15 protein-coding genes and 1 pseudogene are annotated in these 17,566 nt (G+C 64.9%); 2 read left to right on the top strand and 14 right to left on the bottom strand.

The genetic code is table 11. From position 1 onward, the window contains the following. Positions 1 to 31: 31 nt before the first annotated feature. The 13 genes and pseudogenes from JOE27_RS24750 to JOE27_RS02310 all read right to left on the bottom strand — a co-directional run. Positions 32 to 172: pseudogene (locus tag JOE27_RS24750) on the bottom strand (DUF6021 family protein); the annotation flags it as partial. Between the two features lie 297 nt (positions 173 to 469). Then, the gene (locus tag JOE27_RS02365) at positions 470 to 1,252 is read right to left on the bottom strand and encodes a cyclase family protein (protein ID WP_204917731.1); all 783 of its coding nucleotides are present in this window, start codon (positions 1,250 to 1,252) and stop codon (positions 470 to 472) included. Continuing rightward, positions 1,249 to 2,232, bottom strand: a complete 984-nt coding sequence (locus tag JOE27_RS02360; protein ID WP_204917729.1) for an NAD-dependent epimerase/dehydratase family protein — start codon at positions 2,230 to 2,232, stop codon at positions 1,249 to 1,251. The genes JOE27_RS02365 and JOE27_RS02360 overlap by 4 nt, the downstream gene beginning before the upstream one ends. Next, positions 2,223 to 3,215, bottom strand: coding sequence for a fumarylacetoacetate hydrolase family protein (locus tag JOE27_RS02355; RefSeq protein ID WP_046785540.1), 993 nt, complete (start codon positions 3,213 to 3,215; stop codon positions 2,223 to 2,225). The genes JOE27_RS02360 and JOE27_RS02355 overlap by 10 nt, the downstream gene beginning before the upstream one ends. Further along, on the bottom strand, positions 3,212 to 3,784 hold the full coding sequence (locus JOE27_RS02350; protein ID WP_046785541.1) for a cupin domain-containing protein: 573 nt from the start codon (positions 3,782 to 3,784) through the stop codon (positions 3,212 to 3,214). Before JOE27_RS02350 ends, JOE27_RS02355 begins: the two co-directional genes overlap by 4 nt. A 70-nt stretch (positions 3,785 to 3,854) precedes the next feature. Then, on the bottom strand, positions 3,855 to 5,045 hold the full coding sequence (locus JOE27_RS02345; RefSeq protein WP_174141432.1) for an MFS transporter: 1,191 nt from the start codon (positions 5,043 to 5,045) through the stop codon (positions 3,855 to 3,857). After that, entirely contained in the window at positions 5,035 to 7,533 is a 2,499-nt protein-coding gene (locus tag JOE27_RS02340) for an MMPL family transporter (RefSeq protein ID WP_204917726.1), read from the bottom strand. The genes JOE27_RS02345 and JOE27_RS02340 overlap by 11 nt, the downstream gene beginning before the upstream one ends. A 3-nt stretch (positions 7,534 to 7,536) precedes the next feature. Next, the gene (locus tag JOE27_RS02335; RefSeq protein WP_204917724.1) at positions 7,537 to 8,598 is read right to left on the bottom strand and encodes a YCF48-related protein; all 1,062 of its coding nucleotides are present in this window, start codon (positions 8,596 to 8,598) and stop codon (positions 7,537 to 7,539) included. A 54-nt stretch (positions 8,599 to 8,652) separates the two neighbouring features. After that, positions 8,653 to 10,020, bottom strand: coding sequence for a DUF1329 domain-containing protein (locus JOE27_RS02330; protein WP_204917722.1), 1,368 nt, complete (start codon positions 10,018 to 10,020; stop codon positions 8,653 to 8,655). A 14-nt stretch (positions 10,021 to 10,034) separates the two neighbouring features. After that, positions 10,035 to 11,705 carry a DUF1302 domain-containing protein gene (locus JOE27_RS02325; protein WP_115275127.1) on the bottom strand — a complete coding sequence of 557 codons (1,671 nt, stop codon included), beginning with the start codon at positions 11,703 to 11,705 and terminating at the stop codon, positions 10,035 to 10,037. An 84-nt stretch (positions 11,706 to 11,789) separates the two neighbouring features. Further along, entirely contained in the window at positions 11,790 to 12,914 is a 1,125-nt protein-coding gene (locus tag JOE27_RS02320) for an FAD-dependent oxidoreductase (RefSeq protein ID WP_046785548.1), read from the bottom strand. Positions 12,915 to 13,054: 140 nt separating this feature from the next. Further along, a complete protein-coding gene (locus tag JOE27_RS02315) occupies positions 13,055 to 13,402 on the bottom strand; it encodes a Rieske 2Fe-2S domain-containing protein (RefSeq protein ID WP_115275128.1) in 348 nt (115 codons plus the stop codon). Positions 13,403 to 13,405: 3 nt separating this feature from the next. Then, complete coding sequence (locus tag JOE27_RS02310; protein WP_204917720.1) at positions 13,406 to 14,347, bottom strand: VOC family protein; 942 nt, start codon at positions 14,345 to 14,347, stop codon at positions 13,406 to 13,408. A 279-nt stretch (positions 14,348 to 14,626) separates the two neighbouring features. Between JOE27_RS02310 and JOE27_RS02305 the strand changes: the two genes are divergently transcribed. After that, positions 14,627 to 15,565, top strand: coding sequence for a LysR family transcriptional regulator (locus JOE27_RS02305; protein ID WP_046785551.1), 939 nt, complete (start codon positions 14,627 to 14,629; stop codon positions 15,563 to 15,565). Between the two features lie 182 nt (positions 15,566 to 15,747). Continuing rightward, entirely contained in the window at positions 15,748 to 16,905 is a 1,158-nt protein-coding gene (locus JOE27_RS02300; protein ID WP_161871384.1) for a prolyl oligopeptidase family serine peptidase, read from the top strand. A gap of 74 nt (positions 16,906 to 16,979) precedes the next feature. Here the strand turns inward: JOE27_RS02300 and JOE27_RS02295 are convergent, their stop codons facing one another. Beyond that, positions 16,980 to 17,360, bottom strand: a complete 381-nt coding sequence (locus JOE27_RS02295; RefSeq protein WP_115275131.1) for a nuclear transport factor 2 family protein — start codon at positions 17,358 to 17,360, stop codon at positions 16,980 to 16,982. Positions 17,361 to 17,566: the final 206 nt, after the last annotated feature.

Here is a 17,566-nt window from a genome sequence, read left to right as displayed (position 1 = left end):
TCACCCAGCACATCCGCGCTCACGGCCTCGATCATGTTGCCTTTTTCTCCACATCCCTGGGCGGCTTGGCCGGCCCTTGGGGATCGACCTGCGGGTCGTCCAGATCCGGTGAGTCCGGGTCAAAGCCCAGGTCATCCTCGGTGTCGGCGTGTTCGGACGAGTGCGGCCCCTTGCCTCGCGCGGTTTGCTGCGCGGTGGAATCATGCGCCGTACCGCTTGAGCCGTCTGGCCGACGGGCATCGTTGTCCCGCTCTACTTCACCTTGGCCCTTTGCCTGGCCTGCTTTTTCAGGCGCTAGCGTGCTTTGCGTCTTCATTGCCCCTCCTCAACCTTTGGCGTGATGCAGCGCTGGCTGCCCCACCGGGGCAACCGCTGCTGTAACAGAGGAAGCCTGGACGCCCGATAAAGTTCACCTCGCCATCGTTGTGCCGGGATGGGCGGCCAGCTCGGCGGCTGGCCGCCAGCCTTGCTAATCGAAGATGGCCACTGCTCGAACGAACCCGGCGGATGCCTGGCGGATCTTGTAGGGGAAGCAACTGACCATGAAGCCATAGGCCGGAAGCTGCTCCAGGTTGGCCAGTTTCTCCATCTGCCCATACCCGATGTCGCGGCCAGCCTTGTGGCCTTCCCAGATGATCGACGCATCGCCCGTGGCGCTGAAACGTTCACGGGTGTACTTGAACGGTGCATCCCAGCTCCAGGCATCGGTGCCGACCACCCTTACCCCCCGCTCCAACAGGTAAAGCGTCGCTTCGCGGCCCATGCCAACCCCGGCTTCGAGGTAGCCGGGCTGGCCAAACAGGCTGCCTGCGCGGGTATTGACCAGCACGATGTCCAGCGGCTGCAGTTGATGGCCGATGCGAGCCAGTTCGACCTCCACCTGCGCCGCCGTCACCACGTGGCCGTCCGGCAAGTGGCGAAAATCCAGCTTCACACCCGGCTGCAGGCACCACTCCAAAGGCAGCTCATCGATGCCGAACGCCCGCTCGCCGCCATTGGTGGTGGACGCATAATGCCAGGGCGCATCCATGTGCGTACCGCTGTGGGTGGTGATCTGCAGCCGTTCAGCTGCCCACGACTCATCGCCCGGCAGGTCTTCCTTGCGCAGGCCAGGGAACATCGCGGCCATTTCCGGCCAGCCCTGCTGGTGGTCCATGTAGTCGATCTTTGGCAGCAAAGGCGGTGGGTCAGTGTAAGGGTTGTTGTCCAGGGTTACAGAAAGGTCCAGCAAGCGACGCTTGTTCACGTTCATGCACACATTCCTTTACGGGTTGCCGCAATGCTGCGGCGCGGTGGCAGATCAAGGGCGTTGCGCAGCAGGCCAAGCACTGAGCCGTCATGGCAGAAGCCCAGCTTGCGGGCCTGGGTTGTGCGCAAGGGTGGATAACGACCGAACAGCGCTTCGAGCTGTGGCTCGGGAGCGAAGCTGATGCATGCATGGTTCTCGTCGCCAAGGCAGGCCTGCAGCCCGGCAAGCACCTGGGCGATCGACAAGTGCAGCACGGGCAACTGCCAGATCCGCCCGTAGCCCGGGTCTTGCAGTTCGGCGGCATGCAGCAGGTTGTCCACGCAACAGCGCGCCGACATCCACCAGGCGCTTGCTTGAGCCGAGACCGGGCAGGTATAGGGTTCGCCAGCCGCATAGGCGTGCAACAAGTCGCTCATGAACGCCGAGCGCAGGCCGTTCGGCTCGCGCGGCCGGGCGACGATGCCGGGCAGGCGCAGCGCGCGGCCATCCACCTCGCCGCGCCGCGCCAGGTCCTGCAGTGCGATTTCCACCATGCGTTTGTGGGCCGCATAGGACAGTTGCGGCGAGGCCGGCTGGTCTTCATCCATGCGCTGGGGTAGATCGCCGCCATACACCGCAACGCTGCTGGCGTACACCAGCACTGGCGGTCGCCGGGCATTGCGCAACTGGTCGAGCAGCTCCAGGCTGCCCTGCAGATTCACCTGGTAACCCAGCTCGTACTGCGCCTCTGCGGCGCCCCCGGGCAGACTGGCCAGGTGGAACACCACATCCACACCATCGGCCAGCGCCCGGCGCAACAAGGCAGGGTCGGTGACACTGCCATAATGGCGCCGTAGCCGCGCATCGTCGGGTAACCCGTCCAGTTGCTGGTCCAGCACCAGCAACGCCTGGATACGCTGCCCGCGCAGCGTCCCCGCCTCCAGCAGGCGCCCTACCAGCTGGCGACCGACGAAGCCATTGGCCCCGCTGACCATCACGCGCATTGCCAACCTCCCGGCACCACACGCTGCTCGATGGCGCCGAACAGCACCTCGCCTGAGGTGTCCCGTGCCTCCATCCGCACGCGGTCGCCGAAGCGCATGAAGGCCGTGCGCGGTGCACCGTGGGCGATGGTTTCAATGGCACGGCGCTCAGCGATGCACGCCGACCCTACGGAACGGTCCGCGTTGGACACGGTACCCGAGCCGATCAAGGTCCCGGCGCTAAGGCGCCGGGTCAGCGCCGCGTGAGCGATCAGTTGGTGGAACCCGAAATGCATGGCTCCGCCATGGGGGTGGCCGAACCACTCGCCGTTCCACTCCACGTTCAGCGGCAGGTGCACACGACCGTCGCGCCAGGCGTCGCCGAGTTCGTCGGGGGTAACCGCCACCGGAGCAAAGCTGCTGGCGGGCTTGGCCTGGACAAAACCGAAGCCGGTCTTCATTTCCCTGGGCGCCAGTGCACGCAAGCTGACGTCGTTGAGTTGCAGCACCAGACGCACATGCTGCAAGGCCCGGTCCGGCGGGCAGCCCATGGGCACGTCGTCGACCAGCACCGCGAACTCGCCCTCGAAATCGATGCCGTGGGCCTCGCTGGGCAAGGGAATGTCGGCCCGCGGCCCAAGAAAGTCGTCGCCGGCCCCCTGATAGATCAACGGTATGTGCTCGACGCCATCGATGGGGTCCAGGTTGAAGGCCTTCTGCATCAGCTCGCCGTGGCTGAGGAAGGATGAAGCGTCCAGCCACTGCCTGGCCTGGGGCAGCGGCGCGGCGAGCAGTGCCAGGTCAAGGTCGAACGCACCCGGGGCCTGCCCGGCGTTGAGCTGCTCATACAATTGCTGCAGGTCGCCCTCGACCTGCGCCCAGTCGTCCAGGGCAGCCTGCAGCGTAGCGGCGATGCTGCTGGCCTCCACCGCCCGCTCCAGGTTGCGGGCAACCACCAGCAGGCGGCCAGCGCGGCTACCGTCATTGAGTGTGGCGAGCTTCATGGCAGCACCTCCTTGAGCTGCTCGGCGTAACGACCGTCAAGCAGGATGAATACCATGCGGGCCATCTGCGCGGTGCGGTTGCTCCAGGCATGATTGGTGCCGCGCTGCACGACGATGTCACCCCGCTTGAGGTGTACCTCGTCGCCGTCCAGCACCAGCCACACCTCACCTTCAGTGACGATCCCGTAATCCAGGGTTTCTGTGCGGTGCATCAGTTTGTGCTTTGAATCAGCGTTGCCCGTGCCGGCATGCGCTTCGCCGATTTCGGCGAAGGCGGCCGCCGCCTGCTCAGCGCTGACCTGGTTCTGCAGGCTGTCCGGCGGGATATCCACCACGCGGATCACACTGCCCAACGGGCCGGGGCTCAATTGCAGGGGCCGGGCGGTCGGGTCGTCGCCGTTATCCAGCAGCGCCGGGCTGCCGGCACTGTTCCACACTTCGTAGAACACCGTGCCAGGCACCGCCTTGAGCGCAAAGTCATGCGCCGTAGGGCCACAACTGGCCACCACCGCCTGCCCTTGGGAGTCGTGGCCGGTGACGACGCGTTTGAAGGTTGCAAGTGACTGCATGCTGTCTCCTGTCAATTACCGTGGCCGGTGCCAGGGGCGGCACCTGGGCCTGTGTTGGAAAGCTGATCGTTCACAGCGCCCCCACTGCGCCCGCCGCGCGGGCGCGACGCAACAGCAGCAGGCACAGCGGCGCCAGGATCAGTTGGCTGAGGGCAACCAGTAGCAGCGCCTGGGGCAGATGCGGCGCCGCGCCGCCGGTCAGCGCAAGCACCAGCAAAGGGCTGATGAATTCACCGGCGAAAATCGCTGCGGTGAAGCCGCCCGTGGCCCGGCCGCGCTGGTCGAAACCGACGTGCTGCATGACCTGGCTGATCAGGGTGGGCAGCAACAGGCCCACGCCCAGGCCATTGACCAGTACGGCCAACACCACCATTGCGTGGCTGGTGGAAAGCGCCATCAGCCCGCCGCCAAGCCCCGCCGTGGCAAACCCCAGCGCCAGCAGGCGGCCAGCAGGCTGGCGGGCCAGCAAACGGAAGGCCAGTGCGCCGGCCAGCACGCCGAGCTGGTTGGCGCCCATGGTCAGGCCCACCTGCTGGGGCGCATCCACCTGCAGCAGTTGCAGCAGGTAACCAACCTGCACCGGTACGATGAACAGGCTCACACCTGCCAGGCCGGTCAGCAGGTAGATCGGCGCCAAGGCGGCCCAGGGAAAGCGTGAAGCCTGGGCGTGTTGAGGTTCGACACGGCGGGCCTGAGGCTCCCACAACAGCAAGGCCATCAGCGGCAGGCACAACACGCCGACTGCATACAGCGCGAACGGCGTACGCCAGCTGTTCTCGCCCAGTGCCCCGCCCAGCCCCATGAACAGGGCGGCTGACAGCGAAGTGGCGACCATTTGCAGGGCAAACAGGCGCTCCCGGCGCTGGCCATCGAAGTAGTCACCCATCAATGTGGTGCAGCAGGTCATGATCCCGGCTTCGGCCAGGCCAATGCCGGCGCGGCTGGCGATGATCAGACCAAGTGAATCCAGCCACAGCGGCAGCACCCCGCAGACGCTGTAAAGCAGCATGCTGGCGAGCAGCAAAGCCCGTCGGCCGACACGGTCCGCCAGCATCCCGGCCCATGGTGCCGCCAACGCAATCACCAGCGCAGGCAGCGTCAGCACGACCGGTACCAGCACCGCGACGCCGGGCGTCTCGGTGAAATGCATCTGCATGCGTGGCAGCACAGGCGCGATCAGCACTGCCCCCAGCACCGGCAGGCAGCTGCCGAACAGCAATAGCAGCGCCTGAACACTGCCGGCGATACGTTCAGCGGCCATGGCTCACCTCCTCCAGCGAATGAAGCTTCGCCTGGCGCGGGGTGAGTTCAGCGCCTGCCAGGCACTGTTGCGACAAAGGCTCACGAGCAGGCAACACCGGATCCGCCTGCGAACGCACCTGGCCTTGCGGCAGCAGGAAGTAGGCCAGTGCCGGCAGCAGGACCAGTGCCCCGACCATGTTCCACACGAACATGAAGGCCAGCAGCACGCCCATGTCTGCCTGGAACTTGATCGGCGAGAAGATCCAGGTGCCCACCGCAATGGCCAGGGTCACGCCAGTCAGCATCACCACCTTGCCGGTGAACAGCAGCGCGCGGTAATACGCCTGGGAAAGGCTCGCCCCCTGTCGCAGCTGGGCCAGCACGATGCTCATCACATAGAGCGCGTAGTCCACTCCGATGCCGACGCCGAGCGCGATCACAGGCAAGGTCGCCACCTTCACGCCGATGCCCAACGCCACCATCAACGCTTCGCAAAGGATCGAGGTGAGCACCAGCGGCAACACCGCGCAAAGCACCGCACGCCAGGAGCGGAAGGTCACCAGGCAAAGCAGGATGACGGCCCCGTAAACCCACCAGAGCATGTCGCGGTTGGCCTGTTTCACCACCTGGTTGGTGGCGGCCTCGATGCCGGCGCTGCCGGCAGCGAGCAGGAAGGTGGCCTGTTCGCTGTCGTTGTCGCGGGCAAAGGTCTGCACGGTGTCCACCACCCGCGCAAGCGTGTCGGCCTTGTGGTCAGTGAGGTAGGCATAGAGCGTGAGCAGGCTGCAGTCATCGTTGTACAGCCCGCGCGGGGCGTTGGCGGTGACCATGTTCAGGGTCGCCTGGTTGTTCACCAGCTCGTACCACTTCGGGCTGCCTTCAGACAGGCCAACCAGTACCCTGCGGTTGAGCAGCGCCAGTGAGTTGGTCGAGTCCACGCCCGGCAGGCCGCGCAACTGCCAGTCAAGGTCGTCCACACGCTTGAGGGTATCGTAGGCCGAGCAGCCGCCGGCTGGCGTGCGCACCATCACCGCAAACACGTCACTGCTGGCACCGTAATGCTCGGTGATGAAGGCGTTGTCGCGGTTGTAACGCGAGTCCGCACGCAGCTCGGGGGCGCCAGCATCCAGGTCACCGACCTTCAGGTGCAGGCTCACGGCGAATCCGCCAGCGGCCATCAGTACCGCCAGTGCAATGCACCACGCCGCCCAGCGGCGCCGGGTGAAGTGGTCCAGCAGGCGCCACATCGCGTGCTTCTGCGCCCCGCTTGCCTCCGCCTCTTCGGCGCGCAGGCTACGGCGCGCACCTCGGGCGCTGACGCCGACATAGGAAAGCAGCACCGGCAGCAGGATCAGGTTGGTGAAGATCAGCACCGCCACGCCGAGGCTGGCGATGACGGCAAGGTCCTGGATCACCTGGATACGGATGATCATCAGCACCGCAAAACCCACTGCATCACACAACAGCGCAGTGAGCCCGGCCAGGAACAGCCGGCGGAAGGTGAAGCGCGCCGCCACCAGGCGGTGCATGCCGCGGCCGATGTCCTGCATGATGCCGTTCATCTTCTGTGCGCCATGGCTCATGCCGATGGCGAACACCAGAAACGGCACCAGCACCGAGTACGGGTCCAGTTCGTATCCCAGCACCGGCAGCAGGCCCATTTGCCAGATCACTGCCACCAGTGAGCAGGTCACCACCAGCGCCGTACTGCGCGCACATCGGGTGTACCAATAGAGCACGACAGCCGTGATGGCGATGGCGGCGGCGAAGAACAGCAGGATCTGCCTCAGCCCATCGATCAGATCGCCCACCACCTTGGCGAAGCCGGTGATGTGAATCTGCACACCCTGCTGCTGGAAGCGTTCACGCAGGGTTTCCAGTTCGCTGGCGAAGGCGGTGTAGTCAAGCGCCTTGCCGTCCGGCGTCGTTTCCAGCAGCGGCACGTAGACGATGCTCGAACGCTGGTCGAAGGCCACCAACTGGCCGATCTCGTTGGAGCGTTCGACGTTGCGCTTGAGCGCTTCGAGGCTCGCGAGGCCGCCGTCGTAGCCGTCGGGGATCACCGGGCCGCCTTCCAGGCCCTCCTCGGTCACCCCGGCCCAGCGGGTTGAGGGGGTCCAAAGCGACTTCATCGCCGCACGGTCGACGCCCGGCAGCAGGTACACCGCGTCGTTGAGCTGCTGCAGGCTGTGCAGATAGTCCTTGTCGTAGATGCTGCCACTGGGGTTGGCCACGGCGATGCGCACCGCGTTGCCCAGGCCGGCAAGTTCCTGGCGGTGTTCCAGGTAGTTGTGGACGAATGGGTGATCGCGCGCAATCGTCTTCTCGAAACTGGCGTTGAGCGTCAGGCGCGTGGCCTGCCAGCCAAGCAGCAAGGTCGCGGCCAGGCACAACAGCAGGACCAGCGCCCGGTGGTTGAACAGTGCACGCTCCAGCAGCGACCCGGACATGTTGTCGAAGTCATCGAGACGGCCGCTGCAAGGCGCGGGCGGATTCATGGCATGCATGGCTCAGTCCTTCGTGGAAGAGGAAGAAGAAGGTGCCAGGCGGCGTGCACCGGCCATGCCGACGGCGACGATGGAACCGTCGGCGGCAGTGGTGGCGGCAGTCAGTGGCAGGCCATCGGAGACCGGCAAGGGATGCGCGGCAAAGTCGCTGAGGCTGCTGCGCAGCAGCATCCCGGCCTGGTTGGCCAGCAACACGTGATCACCGGCGACGCGGATGCCGTTGAGCGAAGCAGGAATCGGGTTGGCCAACGCCTGGAAACTGGCACCGCCGTCATCGGAGGCAAACAACGAACCGCGTAACCCGCCGACCAGCAGCCGCCCGTTGGGCAGCACGCTGGCAGCGAAGTAGCTCCCGTCATAAGGGCCTTGCAAAGCCTCGAAATGAGCACCGCCATCGCGCGAACTCAGCAGCAGGCCCTGTTCGCCGGCGACATACACGTCAGCGCCCTGACGTGCCAAGGCATACAGGTGCAGGCCGCGGCGGTTGGGCAACAGGCCCATGCCGGACTGCCAGCTGCGCCCGCCGTCGGCCGTGATCATGGCCAGGCCGTAGGCGCCCACGACCAGGCCGTGCTGCGCATCGGCAAAGCTCAGCGCCAGCAACGGCTTGTCGGCACCGTCGGCCAGCAGCCGTTGTGCCGCGGCCAAACGGCGCTCATCAGCAGATGCCTCGGCTGCCTGCAACTCCAGCGCAGCGGCGCGCTTGCCGTCGAGCTGCAAAGTCCAGTGCTCGCCGCCATCCTCGCTGCGCAGCACTACGCCGGCGTGGCCAACCGCCCAGCCGTTGCGCTCGTCGACGAACTGCACCGCGGTCAGGCTGACACTCACCGGCACGGTCTTGGCCTGGCGCCAGGCCTTGCCGTTGTCATCCGAGAGCAGCACCACGCCACGTTCGCCCACCGACACCAGGCGCGTGCCGGCACGGGCCACATCCTGCAACACCGCTCGCAAGGCCTGGGGGCCCTGCACTGCGGGCTGCGAGAGCACATCCACGCTACCGCCGGCGTAGGCCGGGGGCAGCGCGCAACAGGCGGCCAGCAGCCAGCCATGGAGCATCTTGTTCATCGCACGCAACCTTTTGTTCTTGTAGTCGATACAGCCCAGGTGCAATGCGCCTGCTCAGCGCACGCCCTCACCCGCCATGGCATCGGCGGTGAATACCGAGTCCTTGTAGGGCGGCACGATGCGGTACTGCTCCTGCTTGCCGGCAAACAGATCGCCGGCAAACCACGCGCCGGACAGCAGGTCATAGAAGCCGTTGGTCAGGGTCACCACGCCAGGCAGGTCAGGCAGTACCACCGGCGAGGTCCAGACCACTTTGGCCAACTGGTTGCGTGCGTCGTATCGCTCACCCAGCACCGCCGCCCAGGTGTCTTCATCGAGGTAGTAGGTGCTCTTGGGCATCACGTGACGCTGGCCCTCCTTGAGCTTCGCCTCCACCACCCACACCCGATGCAGTTCCCAGCGGATGGCTTGTGGCTTGAGGTGATGCGGGTCGAGCAGCGCTTCGGCGTTGGCGGCGGTAAACACCTTGTTGGCGTTGTAGGGGATGTACATCTCTTTCTTGCCCACCAGCTTCCAGTCGAAGCGGTCCAGGCGGCCGTTGAACACGTACAGTTCGTCGAAACTCATCACCCCCGCTGTAGCTGGGGTCGGCGTGTCGCAGCAGGCATTGGGCAGGCGGCGCACGCGGCGCTGACCAGGCAGGTAGGTCCACACCGCCGCTTTATCGGCATTGAGGTTTTCAAGGCCGGTGATGGCCTCGCCCGCCCGCAATGGCGGCCCATCGTTGGTCATGCGGATGGACCAGAACACACCTTTGTCACCACTGCCCCCAGGCAGATACCAGGGCATCTGCAAATCGGCGCGCGAATCGTTGGTCAGCACGTGCTTGCCGTCGGCGGTGGTCAGGTACTGGTTGAAGCTGGCGTGCCACGAGGCCCCGCGCCAGCGCAGCAGGTGGTTCCACATGGCTTCTACGCCATTGCCCGGGATCGGGAACGGAATGCCCCCGGAGGCGCCTTCGGGCATGGCGCCGGCAGGGCCGTCCACCAACTTGCCGCTGGTGGCGTTGGCAAAGGTTGCGTCATACACCGATTGCGGTGCGGCAGCGCTGCGGTGGGTCGGGTACACGTCCAACCGGTAGCTGTCGGGGTACTTCTTGAGCATCGCCTGGATGCCTGGGGTCAGCTTGTCAGCGTACTGCGTCATGTTCTGCGCAGTGATTGTCAGCAGCGGCTTGTCAGCGGCGAACGGGTCGCCACGCTTGCCGCCGTCCTTGTAAGCGGCGTCGACCTGGGTGTAACCGCCGGTCCAGGCGGGGATACTGCCGTCGGCATTGCCGGCACGCTCGCCGCCCAATGGGGTCAGTGTGGTCTTGAGCGTTGCCGCCTGCTCGGGGGACACCGCGGCAAAAGCGCCGTGGGCGAGCAGCAGCGAGGCACTCAGGGCAGTGAACAGGGAAACGACTTTATTGTTGTGTTTCATCGGGTAGTCCTCGGTCAGAAGGTACGGCTGACGGTGAAGGCGATGAAGTCGCGGTCTTTGAGCGACTGTTCGAAGGTGTAGTTGTTGTCGGCATCGAGGAAGGTGTTTTCCGGGCCGTAGTAATGCGTGTAGGTCAGGCCAAGGCTCCAGGTATTGAGATAGTTGCCCTTCAGGCCGATGTTCAGGTCGCCGCCATGGTCGGTGCCAAAGCCGGTACCCAAGGCCATCGAGGCACCGTTGGTGTAGCTCGCCCCGATCGGCACCGAGAGGTCCAGGCCTGGGTAGATCTGCCGGTACATCGGTTCGAAGACCAGGCGCAGGCTGGTGGCGTCACGGTCGGCGTTGGGGTCGACGGCGTCGGCGTTCTTGCTCACGCTCATCACCCGGTTCCAGGCAATCTCGCCCAGGAAAGTAGACTCGGCGGCAATCAAGTTAGGCTCCAGGCTCGCCAGCCAGGAGACGTTGGCATGCAGCGTGCGGCCGGTGGCGTAGACCGGGTTGTCGTCGTTGTCGATCACCTCGCCCGTCGCCAGTGCATGCTGGTTGGTCGAGGCCAGTGGCTGGTTCCAACGGGTGGAAAGCTCGCCCGCGACGTTGAAGTTGCCCAGGGTGGTGGAAAAACTGGCGCCCAGTGCCTCGATGCCCTCGGGGTACACCCAGTAGAACTCGCCGGCCTTGCCACTGACCGGGTCGAGGTTGGCGAAGTCGGGGCGTACGTTGAGCTGCGGTGACTTGTCGTGGAAGCGAATGGCATAGAGCCCCCAGTCCACGGTCTCGGTGCGCCAACGCAACTGCACACCGCCCTGCCCCGAGTCTTTGGCTTCCTTGTCGTTGCCATGATAGAAGGCCAGTGGCTGGCCACCAGGGAACACCGGCGCGCCAACGAACATGCGCTCTGCGCCGTCCCCAAAGAAGTCGTCGTTGGAGAAATAGCTACCGGCTGCCGGCAGGCGGTTGGCCTCCCACTCGAACTGGTAGTAGGCGCCCAGGGAAACATCCGGCGTCAGCTGCAACTGCCCGGAAATCTGCTGCACCGGGCGGATCAGCTCCTTGAACTGGGTGTTGGGCACCGACAGGCCCTTGACCACATCCACCGGCGCCATGCCCCCGGCGATGCCGTTCATGCCGTAGAACAGGCTCTCGCCCCACTGCATGGCGTAACGGCCCAGGCGGCCAGACACCGGCAGCTCACCGATCTCGGCCTTGCCAAAGATGAACGCATCGAGCAGCTCGCCCTTGCGCCCGTGCAAGGTGCGGGTGTCATCGGTGAACTCGTCGAAATCTACCGAATAGCTGTTGGCGCGGCTGGGGTCGCCATTGTCGGTACCTTGGTTGTAGACATCGTCATACCAGGCCGCGCCACTGACCCGGGCGCCGACGTTGCCGTAGGTCACATCCAGCTCTGACAGCAGGTCCAGGCGGTTGGAAATCAGGCCTTTGTCGAAGTTGCGGTCACCATCATCCAGGTTCAGTGCCGTCTGCCCCTCGGTGAGTTTGCTGCTGGCATCCTGGGTGCGCCAGGCGGCGCTGTACTTCAGGGTATTGTCCCAGCGTACCCTCAGGTCCGGGTTGCCAGTATCGAATTGCAGCGCCTGGGCCTGGCTGGCCGCCAGCGCGAAAATCGCCAGGGTGAGGGGTTTGAGCGGCGGCAACGGCCGGGCGGTTGCACCTTTACGAGTCAACATCGTGGTTTCCTCTTTCTTGTTCTTGTGTCGGTGTTGGCATGCGTCGCGGCGCGCCAGCAAGGCAGGGTGCGCCGGGCACAGGTATCAGATCGGCCGGGCCGTGACCTCCAGCATCTGCTTGACCAGGCCGATGCGGTCAAAGGACGGGTCACGCTGGACCTCTTTCTCGCCCGCCAGCAGCGACATGTCGCTGATGAACTTGCAGCGCTCGAAACGGCGGCCCATGAAGCACTGCAACTGCTCGTCCAGGCTGCCGCCGGCGGTCAGCGCTTCGGCCAGCACTACGGCATCTTCGATGGCCATGCCCGCACCCTGCCCCAGGTGCGGTGTGGTGGCATGGGCCGCATCGCCAATCAGCAGCACGCGGCCGCGGTACCAGGGCTCGTCGACGAACACCGCCTCCAGTGGCTTGTAGACGACCTCTGCGCTGTCACGGATCTGTTCGCGCAGCTCACCGATCAACCCGCCAAACCCCGCCAGGCGCTGGCGCAGGCCAGCAGCAAGCCCGGCCGGGTCCATCCACGGGTTGCCCGGTTCGTGGGAAGTGGTGAACAGGTACATCAGGTTGTCGGCCAGCGGCACCAGCCCAGCATTGCCCGAGGGGCCCTGGTAATTGGCCAGGTGGTCGATACCGGCTGCGCGCGGGAAGTTGTGACGCCATACCGACTGGCCGGTGAATTGCGGCTGGTAGGCATCACCGAACAGCAAACCACGGATCTTCGAGTACAGGCCATCGGCACCGACCACCAACGCATAGCGCCCCTGGCGGCCATCGCTGAACAGCACGTCCACGCCAGTGGCATCCTGCTCGAAGCTCTCCACAGAGGTGCCCAGGCGCACTTGGGTACCGAGTTCGATGGCGGTTTCGCTCAGCACCTTGTGCAAGGCACGGCGGGAGATACCGACGTTGGCCGGGTACTGCGGGCCGGCCAGGCGCTGCCCCGGAATACGCGCCAGCTGGTGGCCTTCAGTGGTGTAGATGGCTACGTCCTCGAAGGCGTAGGCCGCGCTCAGGTAGGCATCGAGCACCCCCAGGCGGTGCATCTCGCGCACCACGTTGCTCTGCTGGATGATGCCGACGCCGTAGACGGTCCACTCGGTCTTGAGTTCGACCAGGTCGACCGCCATCCCCTTGCGGCGCAGCGCGATGGCGGCGCACAGCCCGCCAATCCCACCGCCCACGATCAGTACGTTGCTCACAGTATTCATGGCATCCCTCACGTCTTGTTCTTGTTGTTCGCCGCAGCGTGGGCGGCGGGCATTTCCTGTGCCTTGGGCACAGCTTCCCGGCAGCGCCGGGCTTTGACCAATCGAGTCCTGGGATGCGACCTATCACGCAGCGCGATACCTCAGGGGTGCAACTGTTGCAGCGGCACTACCAGCCAGCCGTCCACCTCGCGGTGATCAAGCGCCTGCAGCGCATCGCCACGGCAAGGGCCGTGAACGCAGGTGCCATCGTCAGGCAGAAAGCGTGCGCCATGGGCGTAGCAGACCACCCACTGGCCATCGGCACTGAGGAAGCGGTCCTTGCGGTACTCCAGCGGTACCAGCAGGTGCGGACACAGGTTGCGGTAAACACGCACAACGCCGCGGTGCCGCAGGGCGAACAGGCTGTCTGCCCCCCTGCCCTGCGGGTCGAAGCCGCGTGCCTTGCCCTCGCCCAGTTCCGCGAGCGGGCACAGCGCCACGCAAGGCACAGCTCAGGGCTGCTTTGGCGGTGGGCCACCGGGCGCCCACTTCTCCCGCGAAGCGAAAAGGAACAGCTGCGAGTTGTCGGCCGACATCGGTGCCTGGCGCGCCGCCCACTCATCGTCATGCTTGTCCATGTCGGCGTCGTACTCGATGTGGCAGCCCAGCGGGCTGTTGAAGTACCAGAACCAGTTCGAGCCCAGCAGGTGACGGCCCGGGCCCCAGAAACTGGTCCAGCCCTTTTGCTGGAAGCGATTGCCGGCCAGCAGCACTTCCGTGCCGCTGCCCATATGGAAGGTGAAATGCTCGCAGCCCTGCATGTGTGGCGGCGTCTGGATCATGAACAGGCAGTGGTGATCGTCCATGCCAGCGGTGCGCATGAACGGGCCGACGCCGATGAAGCTGTCAGTGGTGACGAAGCCCAGGCGGTCGCGATAGAAGGCTTCGCCTTTGGCCGCATCGGGCACGAAGTACACCACATGAGACAAGGTGCGCGGCTGCGCTGGCATGTCCAGCGTGATGCCCAACTGGTTGAGGGGGCGCTGCGGCGCGCTACCGGGAGCGTTGGTGAGGTCGGCCGGCGCCTGGAAGCTGCGTCTGCAGGAGACCTGGAAGGCGATGGCAAAGTCCAGGTCGTCGACACTGTGCAGCACACCCTGCTCGTCACGGCGCACCTCGCGGTCGCGCCCCAGCTCGTCGGCGATGGCCTCAAGGTCCTGCGTCGCTGCCACGCCGTAAACGGTTTCACGCAGCGATGGGGTCGGGCCCAGCGCCGGCGGCAGGTGGGGGTCATCGCCGTGACGGATGATGATTGCAGTGCCGTCGAGTGCTTCGAAACGGCCACCGTCGGCATCCAGTTGTACGGCTGTGAGGCCGTAGTCACGCAGGCAATCGGCGCAGGCCTGGATATCGTCGACGCCGAATACCAGTGCGTCGAGTCCAAGAATGTTCATGGCTACCACTCCATTGAAATTGTTGTTCGGTGCCAGCCAGGGTCACCGGTAGCAGGTCGGCGCGGCGGGCAGGCCGCTCGACTGGAGGGCAGATTGCTGGCTGATCGGCCAGGCTGACCAATCGCGAGTCAGGATGCGAGGCATCGGTAATCGCGATACCTGTGCGCAAGCCCATGGCGCCTGGCGTTGGCTCGGGTGGACAGCGGATTGGCCTTGACGTATCGGCAATGCGGCGGGAAGGTATCGCGAAAATAACTACAAGAACCGTGAGCTATCACCATGCGCTTTCACCACCTGGATCTGAACCTGCTGGTCGCACTGGATGTCCTGCTCGAAGAGCAGAACATCACCCGTGCCGCTGAACGCCTGCACATGACGCAATCGGCCACCAGCGGGGTGCTGGGCCGCTTGAGAACGTTTTTCGAGGACGAACTGCTGGTGCAGGTCGGCCGCAAGATGCAGCCCACACCCTATGCACTGGAGCTGGCCCAGCCGGTGCGCGAGGTGCTGCTGACCATCCGCTCCTCGATTACCGCCAAGCCGGTGTTCGACCCCTCGAGCAGCAAACGGCACCTGCGCCTGGTGACCTCGGACTACCTGATCAGCGTGCTGTTTGCCCAGGTCATCCAGAAAATCCACCTTCAGGCGCCGCACATCACCTTTGAAATGATCAGCCCCGGTGACAACAGCGCCGAGCTTTTGATGCGCGGCGAAGTCGACATGATGATCGTGCCCGAGCGTTACCTCATCGATGGCCACCCGTCGCAGTTGTTGTTCGAGGAAGACCACGTGTGCGTGGTCTGGCGCGACAATCCGCAGGTCGGCGAGAGCCTGACGCTGGAGCAGTACATGCAGATGGGGCATATCTCGGTGGGCTTTGGCCGTAACCGGCACCTGAGCATCGAGGACTGGTTCATGAACCAGTACGGCTTCAACCGCCGCCTGGAAGTGATTACCAACGACTTCAACACCCTGCCGCAGCTGCTGGTAGGCACCCCCCGCGTGGCCACCATGCACCGACGCCTGGCGCAGCTGTATGCCCGCTACCTGCCCCTGCGCATCCTGCCGCCACCGGTGAAGATCCCGGTGATGCGCGAATTCATGCTCTGGCACCGCAGCATGGAGGGCGACCCCATGCACCGCTGGTTGCGTGAACGCATCAGCGACTTCATTCAGCATGTCGACCAGCAACCCGACGCCCTGCTCGCCAGCGCCTGACCGGCAGCCATCGCCCCGGCCGGCGCAACGTCGCCGGGGCATCGCGTTTGGCGATACCTCGCATCCCTGTTCACGATTGGCCCCACCTCGCCGTGTCTGCGTACCTTGCCTTCGGACAGCGCCTTGCGTACCTGTCGCAATTGTCAGGCGCCGGACTCAACGACCGCAGAAGGACAACAACAATGTTCCGTTACTTCCCCACCAACTATGTCTGGAATCTCTCGGTGGACCTGGCCATCGAAATGGGCGCCCGCCTGGGCGAGATCGAAGCGATGTGCGCGCCGCTGCAGGAGGCGGCCCTGCAACCCGACGCAGCCGGCACCCAGGCGTTTCGCGAAACCTGGTCGAAGATGGCCGACAAGCTCTGCGCCCTGGCTGAAGAAGACGAGGCCGCAGGCCGATGCCTGTCCGCTGGCGAAAAATACAACCGCGCCGCCACTTACTACCTGACCTGCGAACGCCTGCAGGCGCATGGTGCGCCAGGGCGCGAGGCCTTGTACCAGCGTTTTCTCGAGACCTTCGCCCGCGGCATCGACCTGTCCAGGGAAAACTGCGAGCGGGTGGAAATCCCCTACGAAGGCCAGCATCTGAGCGGGCTGCTCGTGCGCGCCGAAGGCACGACCGGCCCGGCACCACTGCTGGTGCAGGTCAACGGGCTGGATTCGACCAAAGAGATGAAGTACCGCGTCGGTCTGCCAGCGTGGCTGGCCAAACGTGGCGTGTCCTCGCTGATCATCGACCAACCCGGCACGGGCGAGGCGTTGCGCCTGCAAGGCCTGACCGCGCGTTACGACAGCGAGCATTGGGCCAGCCGCGTAGTGGACTGGCTGGAAACCCGCCCGGAAGTCGACCCCAAGCGCATCGGTATGGAAGGGGTATCGCTGGGGGGTTACTACTGCCCACGTGCGGTGGCCTTCGAACCGCGCTTCGCCTGCGGTGTGGTGTGGGGCGCCAACCACGACTGGCGGGATGTACAGAAGCGTCGCCTGGAGAAGGAAGGCGACTTCCCGGTGCCGCATTACTGGGCGCACGTGTGCTGGGTCTGGGGCGCCAAGGATATGGACGAATTCATGACCATTGCCGAAAACGTGCACCTTGATGGCGTGCTCGACCGCATTCGCGTCCCCTTCCTTGTGACCCACGGCGAAAAGGACTCGCAGATCCCGCTCAAGTGGGCCCATCGCACCTACGAGCAGCTGGTCAACAGCCCCAAGCGCGAATTGAAGGTCTTCACTGAGCGCGAAGGCGGCGTGCAGCATTCAAGCTTCGACAACAGCATCAATGCCGGCCAGTTCATCGCCGACTGGGTTGCCGAAACGCTCGGCGGGCATACCGCCTGAACCCTTGCTGGTGAAGGTGCCGGGGCAGCCTTTATGGCGACTGCCCCGGTGCCTGTCAGCGGTTCATGCCGTCATCAGGCCGGTGCCCGCGTACCGTGGAATGATGCGATCCGCCACCCCTTCTCCCGTTTGACCCAAAGCTGCGTGGCGAAACCTTCGGCGCGCACCGGTTCGCCGCCGCCGCGTTTTTGCAGCAGGTTGCATTGCACCCCGCTCATCAGCGCCAGCCCGTCGGCAAACACCCGCACCGTCAGCTCACCGCGATCCACGGCCAGGTAGCGCACGGCATTGCGGGCATAATCCAGGTACTGTCCTTTGTCCTGCACCAGCCCCGTGGTGTGGACATAAAGCAGATCATCGTCGAACAGCACCTCGAGCTGCTCATGGTCCTCGTGGACCAAGGCGCGCTGGCGTTCGGCTTCAAGGCTCAGCAACTCATCACGAATAGCCTTCATGGTACTTCCTTCAGGATTGATTGAGCGGCACATCCTCACCTCACCCCCAGCACAAGGAACAATCGTGGATATCCATGCCTGCCATCGACACTGACGATACCTGGCCATTGCCCCCTGCCGGCCCGGGCAACCCGGCAGCCACAGGGGTTGCGGCAGGTATCGATGCCATCGATGGGTGGCCAACGACAGGATCTGATGGTGCCTGC

Source organism: Pseudomonas sp. M5, assembly GCF_016907075.1.
Lineage (GTDB): Bacteria > Pseudomonadota > Gammaproteobacteria > Pseudomonadales > Pseudomonadaceae > Aquipseudomonas > Aquipseudomonas putida_E.
Note: the sequence above shows the minus strand (reverse complement) of the source record. Positions and strands in the feature narration are given on the sequence as shown.

Bases quoted from the DNA above. Each gene is read 5' to 3' on its own strand.
- JOE27_RS02295 (WP_115275131.1), bottom strand. From the start codon at position 17,360: ATGAAGGCTATTCGTGATGAGTTGCTGAGCCTTGAAGCCGAACGCCAG.
- JOE27_RS02310 (WP_204917720.1), bottom strand. From the start codon at position 14,347: ATGAACATTCTTGGACTCGACGCACTGGTATTCGGCGTCGACGATATC.
- JOE27_RS02330 (WP_204917722.1), bottom strand. From the start codon at position 10,020: ATGAAACACAACAATAAAGTCGTTTCCCTGTTCACTGCCCTGAGTGCC.
- JOE27_RS02365 (WP_204917731.1), bottom strand. From the start codon at position 1,252: ATGAACGTGAACAAGCGTCGCTTGCTGGACCTTTCTGTAACCCTGGAC.
- JOE27_RS02355 (WP_046785540.1), bottom strand. From the start codon at position 3,215: ATGAAGCTCGCCACACTCAATGACGGTAGCCGCGCTGGCCGCCTGCTG.
- JOE27_RS02305 (WP_046785551.1), top strand. From the start codon at position 14,627: ATGCGCTTTCACCACCTGGATCTGAACCTGCTGGTCGCACTGGATGTC.
- JOE27_RS02345 (WP_174141432.1), bottom strand. From the start codon at position 5,045: ATGGCCGCTGAACGTATCGCCGGCAGTGTTCAGGCGCTGCTATTGCTG.
- JOE27_RS02335 (WP_204917724.1), bottom strand. From the start codon at position 8,598: ATGAACAAGATGCTCCATGGCTGGCTGCTGGCCGCCTGTTGCGCGCTG.
- JOE27_RS02350 (WP_046785541.1), bottom strand. From the start codon at position 3,784: ATGCAGTCACTTGCAACCTTCAAACGCGTCGTCACCGGCCACGACTCC.
- JOE27_RS02300 (WP_161871384.1), top strand. From the start codon at position 15,748: ATGTTCCGTTACTTCCCCACCAACTATGTCTGGAATCTCTCGGTGGAC.
- JOE27_RS02320 (WP_046785548.1), bottom strand. From the start codon at position 12,914: ATGAATACTGTGAGCAACGTACTGATCGTGGGCGGTGGGATTGGCGGG.
- JOE27_RS02325 (WP_115275127.1), bottom strand. From the start codon at position 11,705: ATGTTGACTCGTAAAGGTGCAACCGCCCGGCCGTTGCCGCCGCTCAAA.
- JOE27_RS02360 (WP_204917729.1), bottom strand. From the start codon at position 2,232: ATGCGCGTGATGGTCAGCGGGGCCAATGGCTTCGTCGGTCGCCAGCTG.
- JOE27_RS02340 (WP_204917726.1), bottom strand. From the start codon at position 7,533: ATGCATGCCATGAATCCGCCCGCGCCTTGCAGCGGCCGTCTCGATGAC.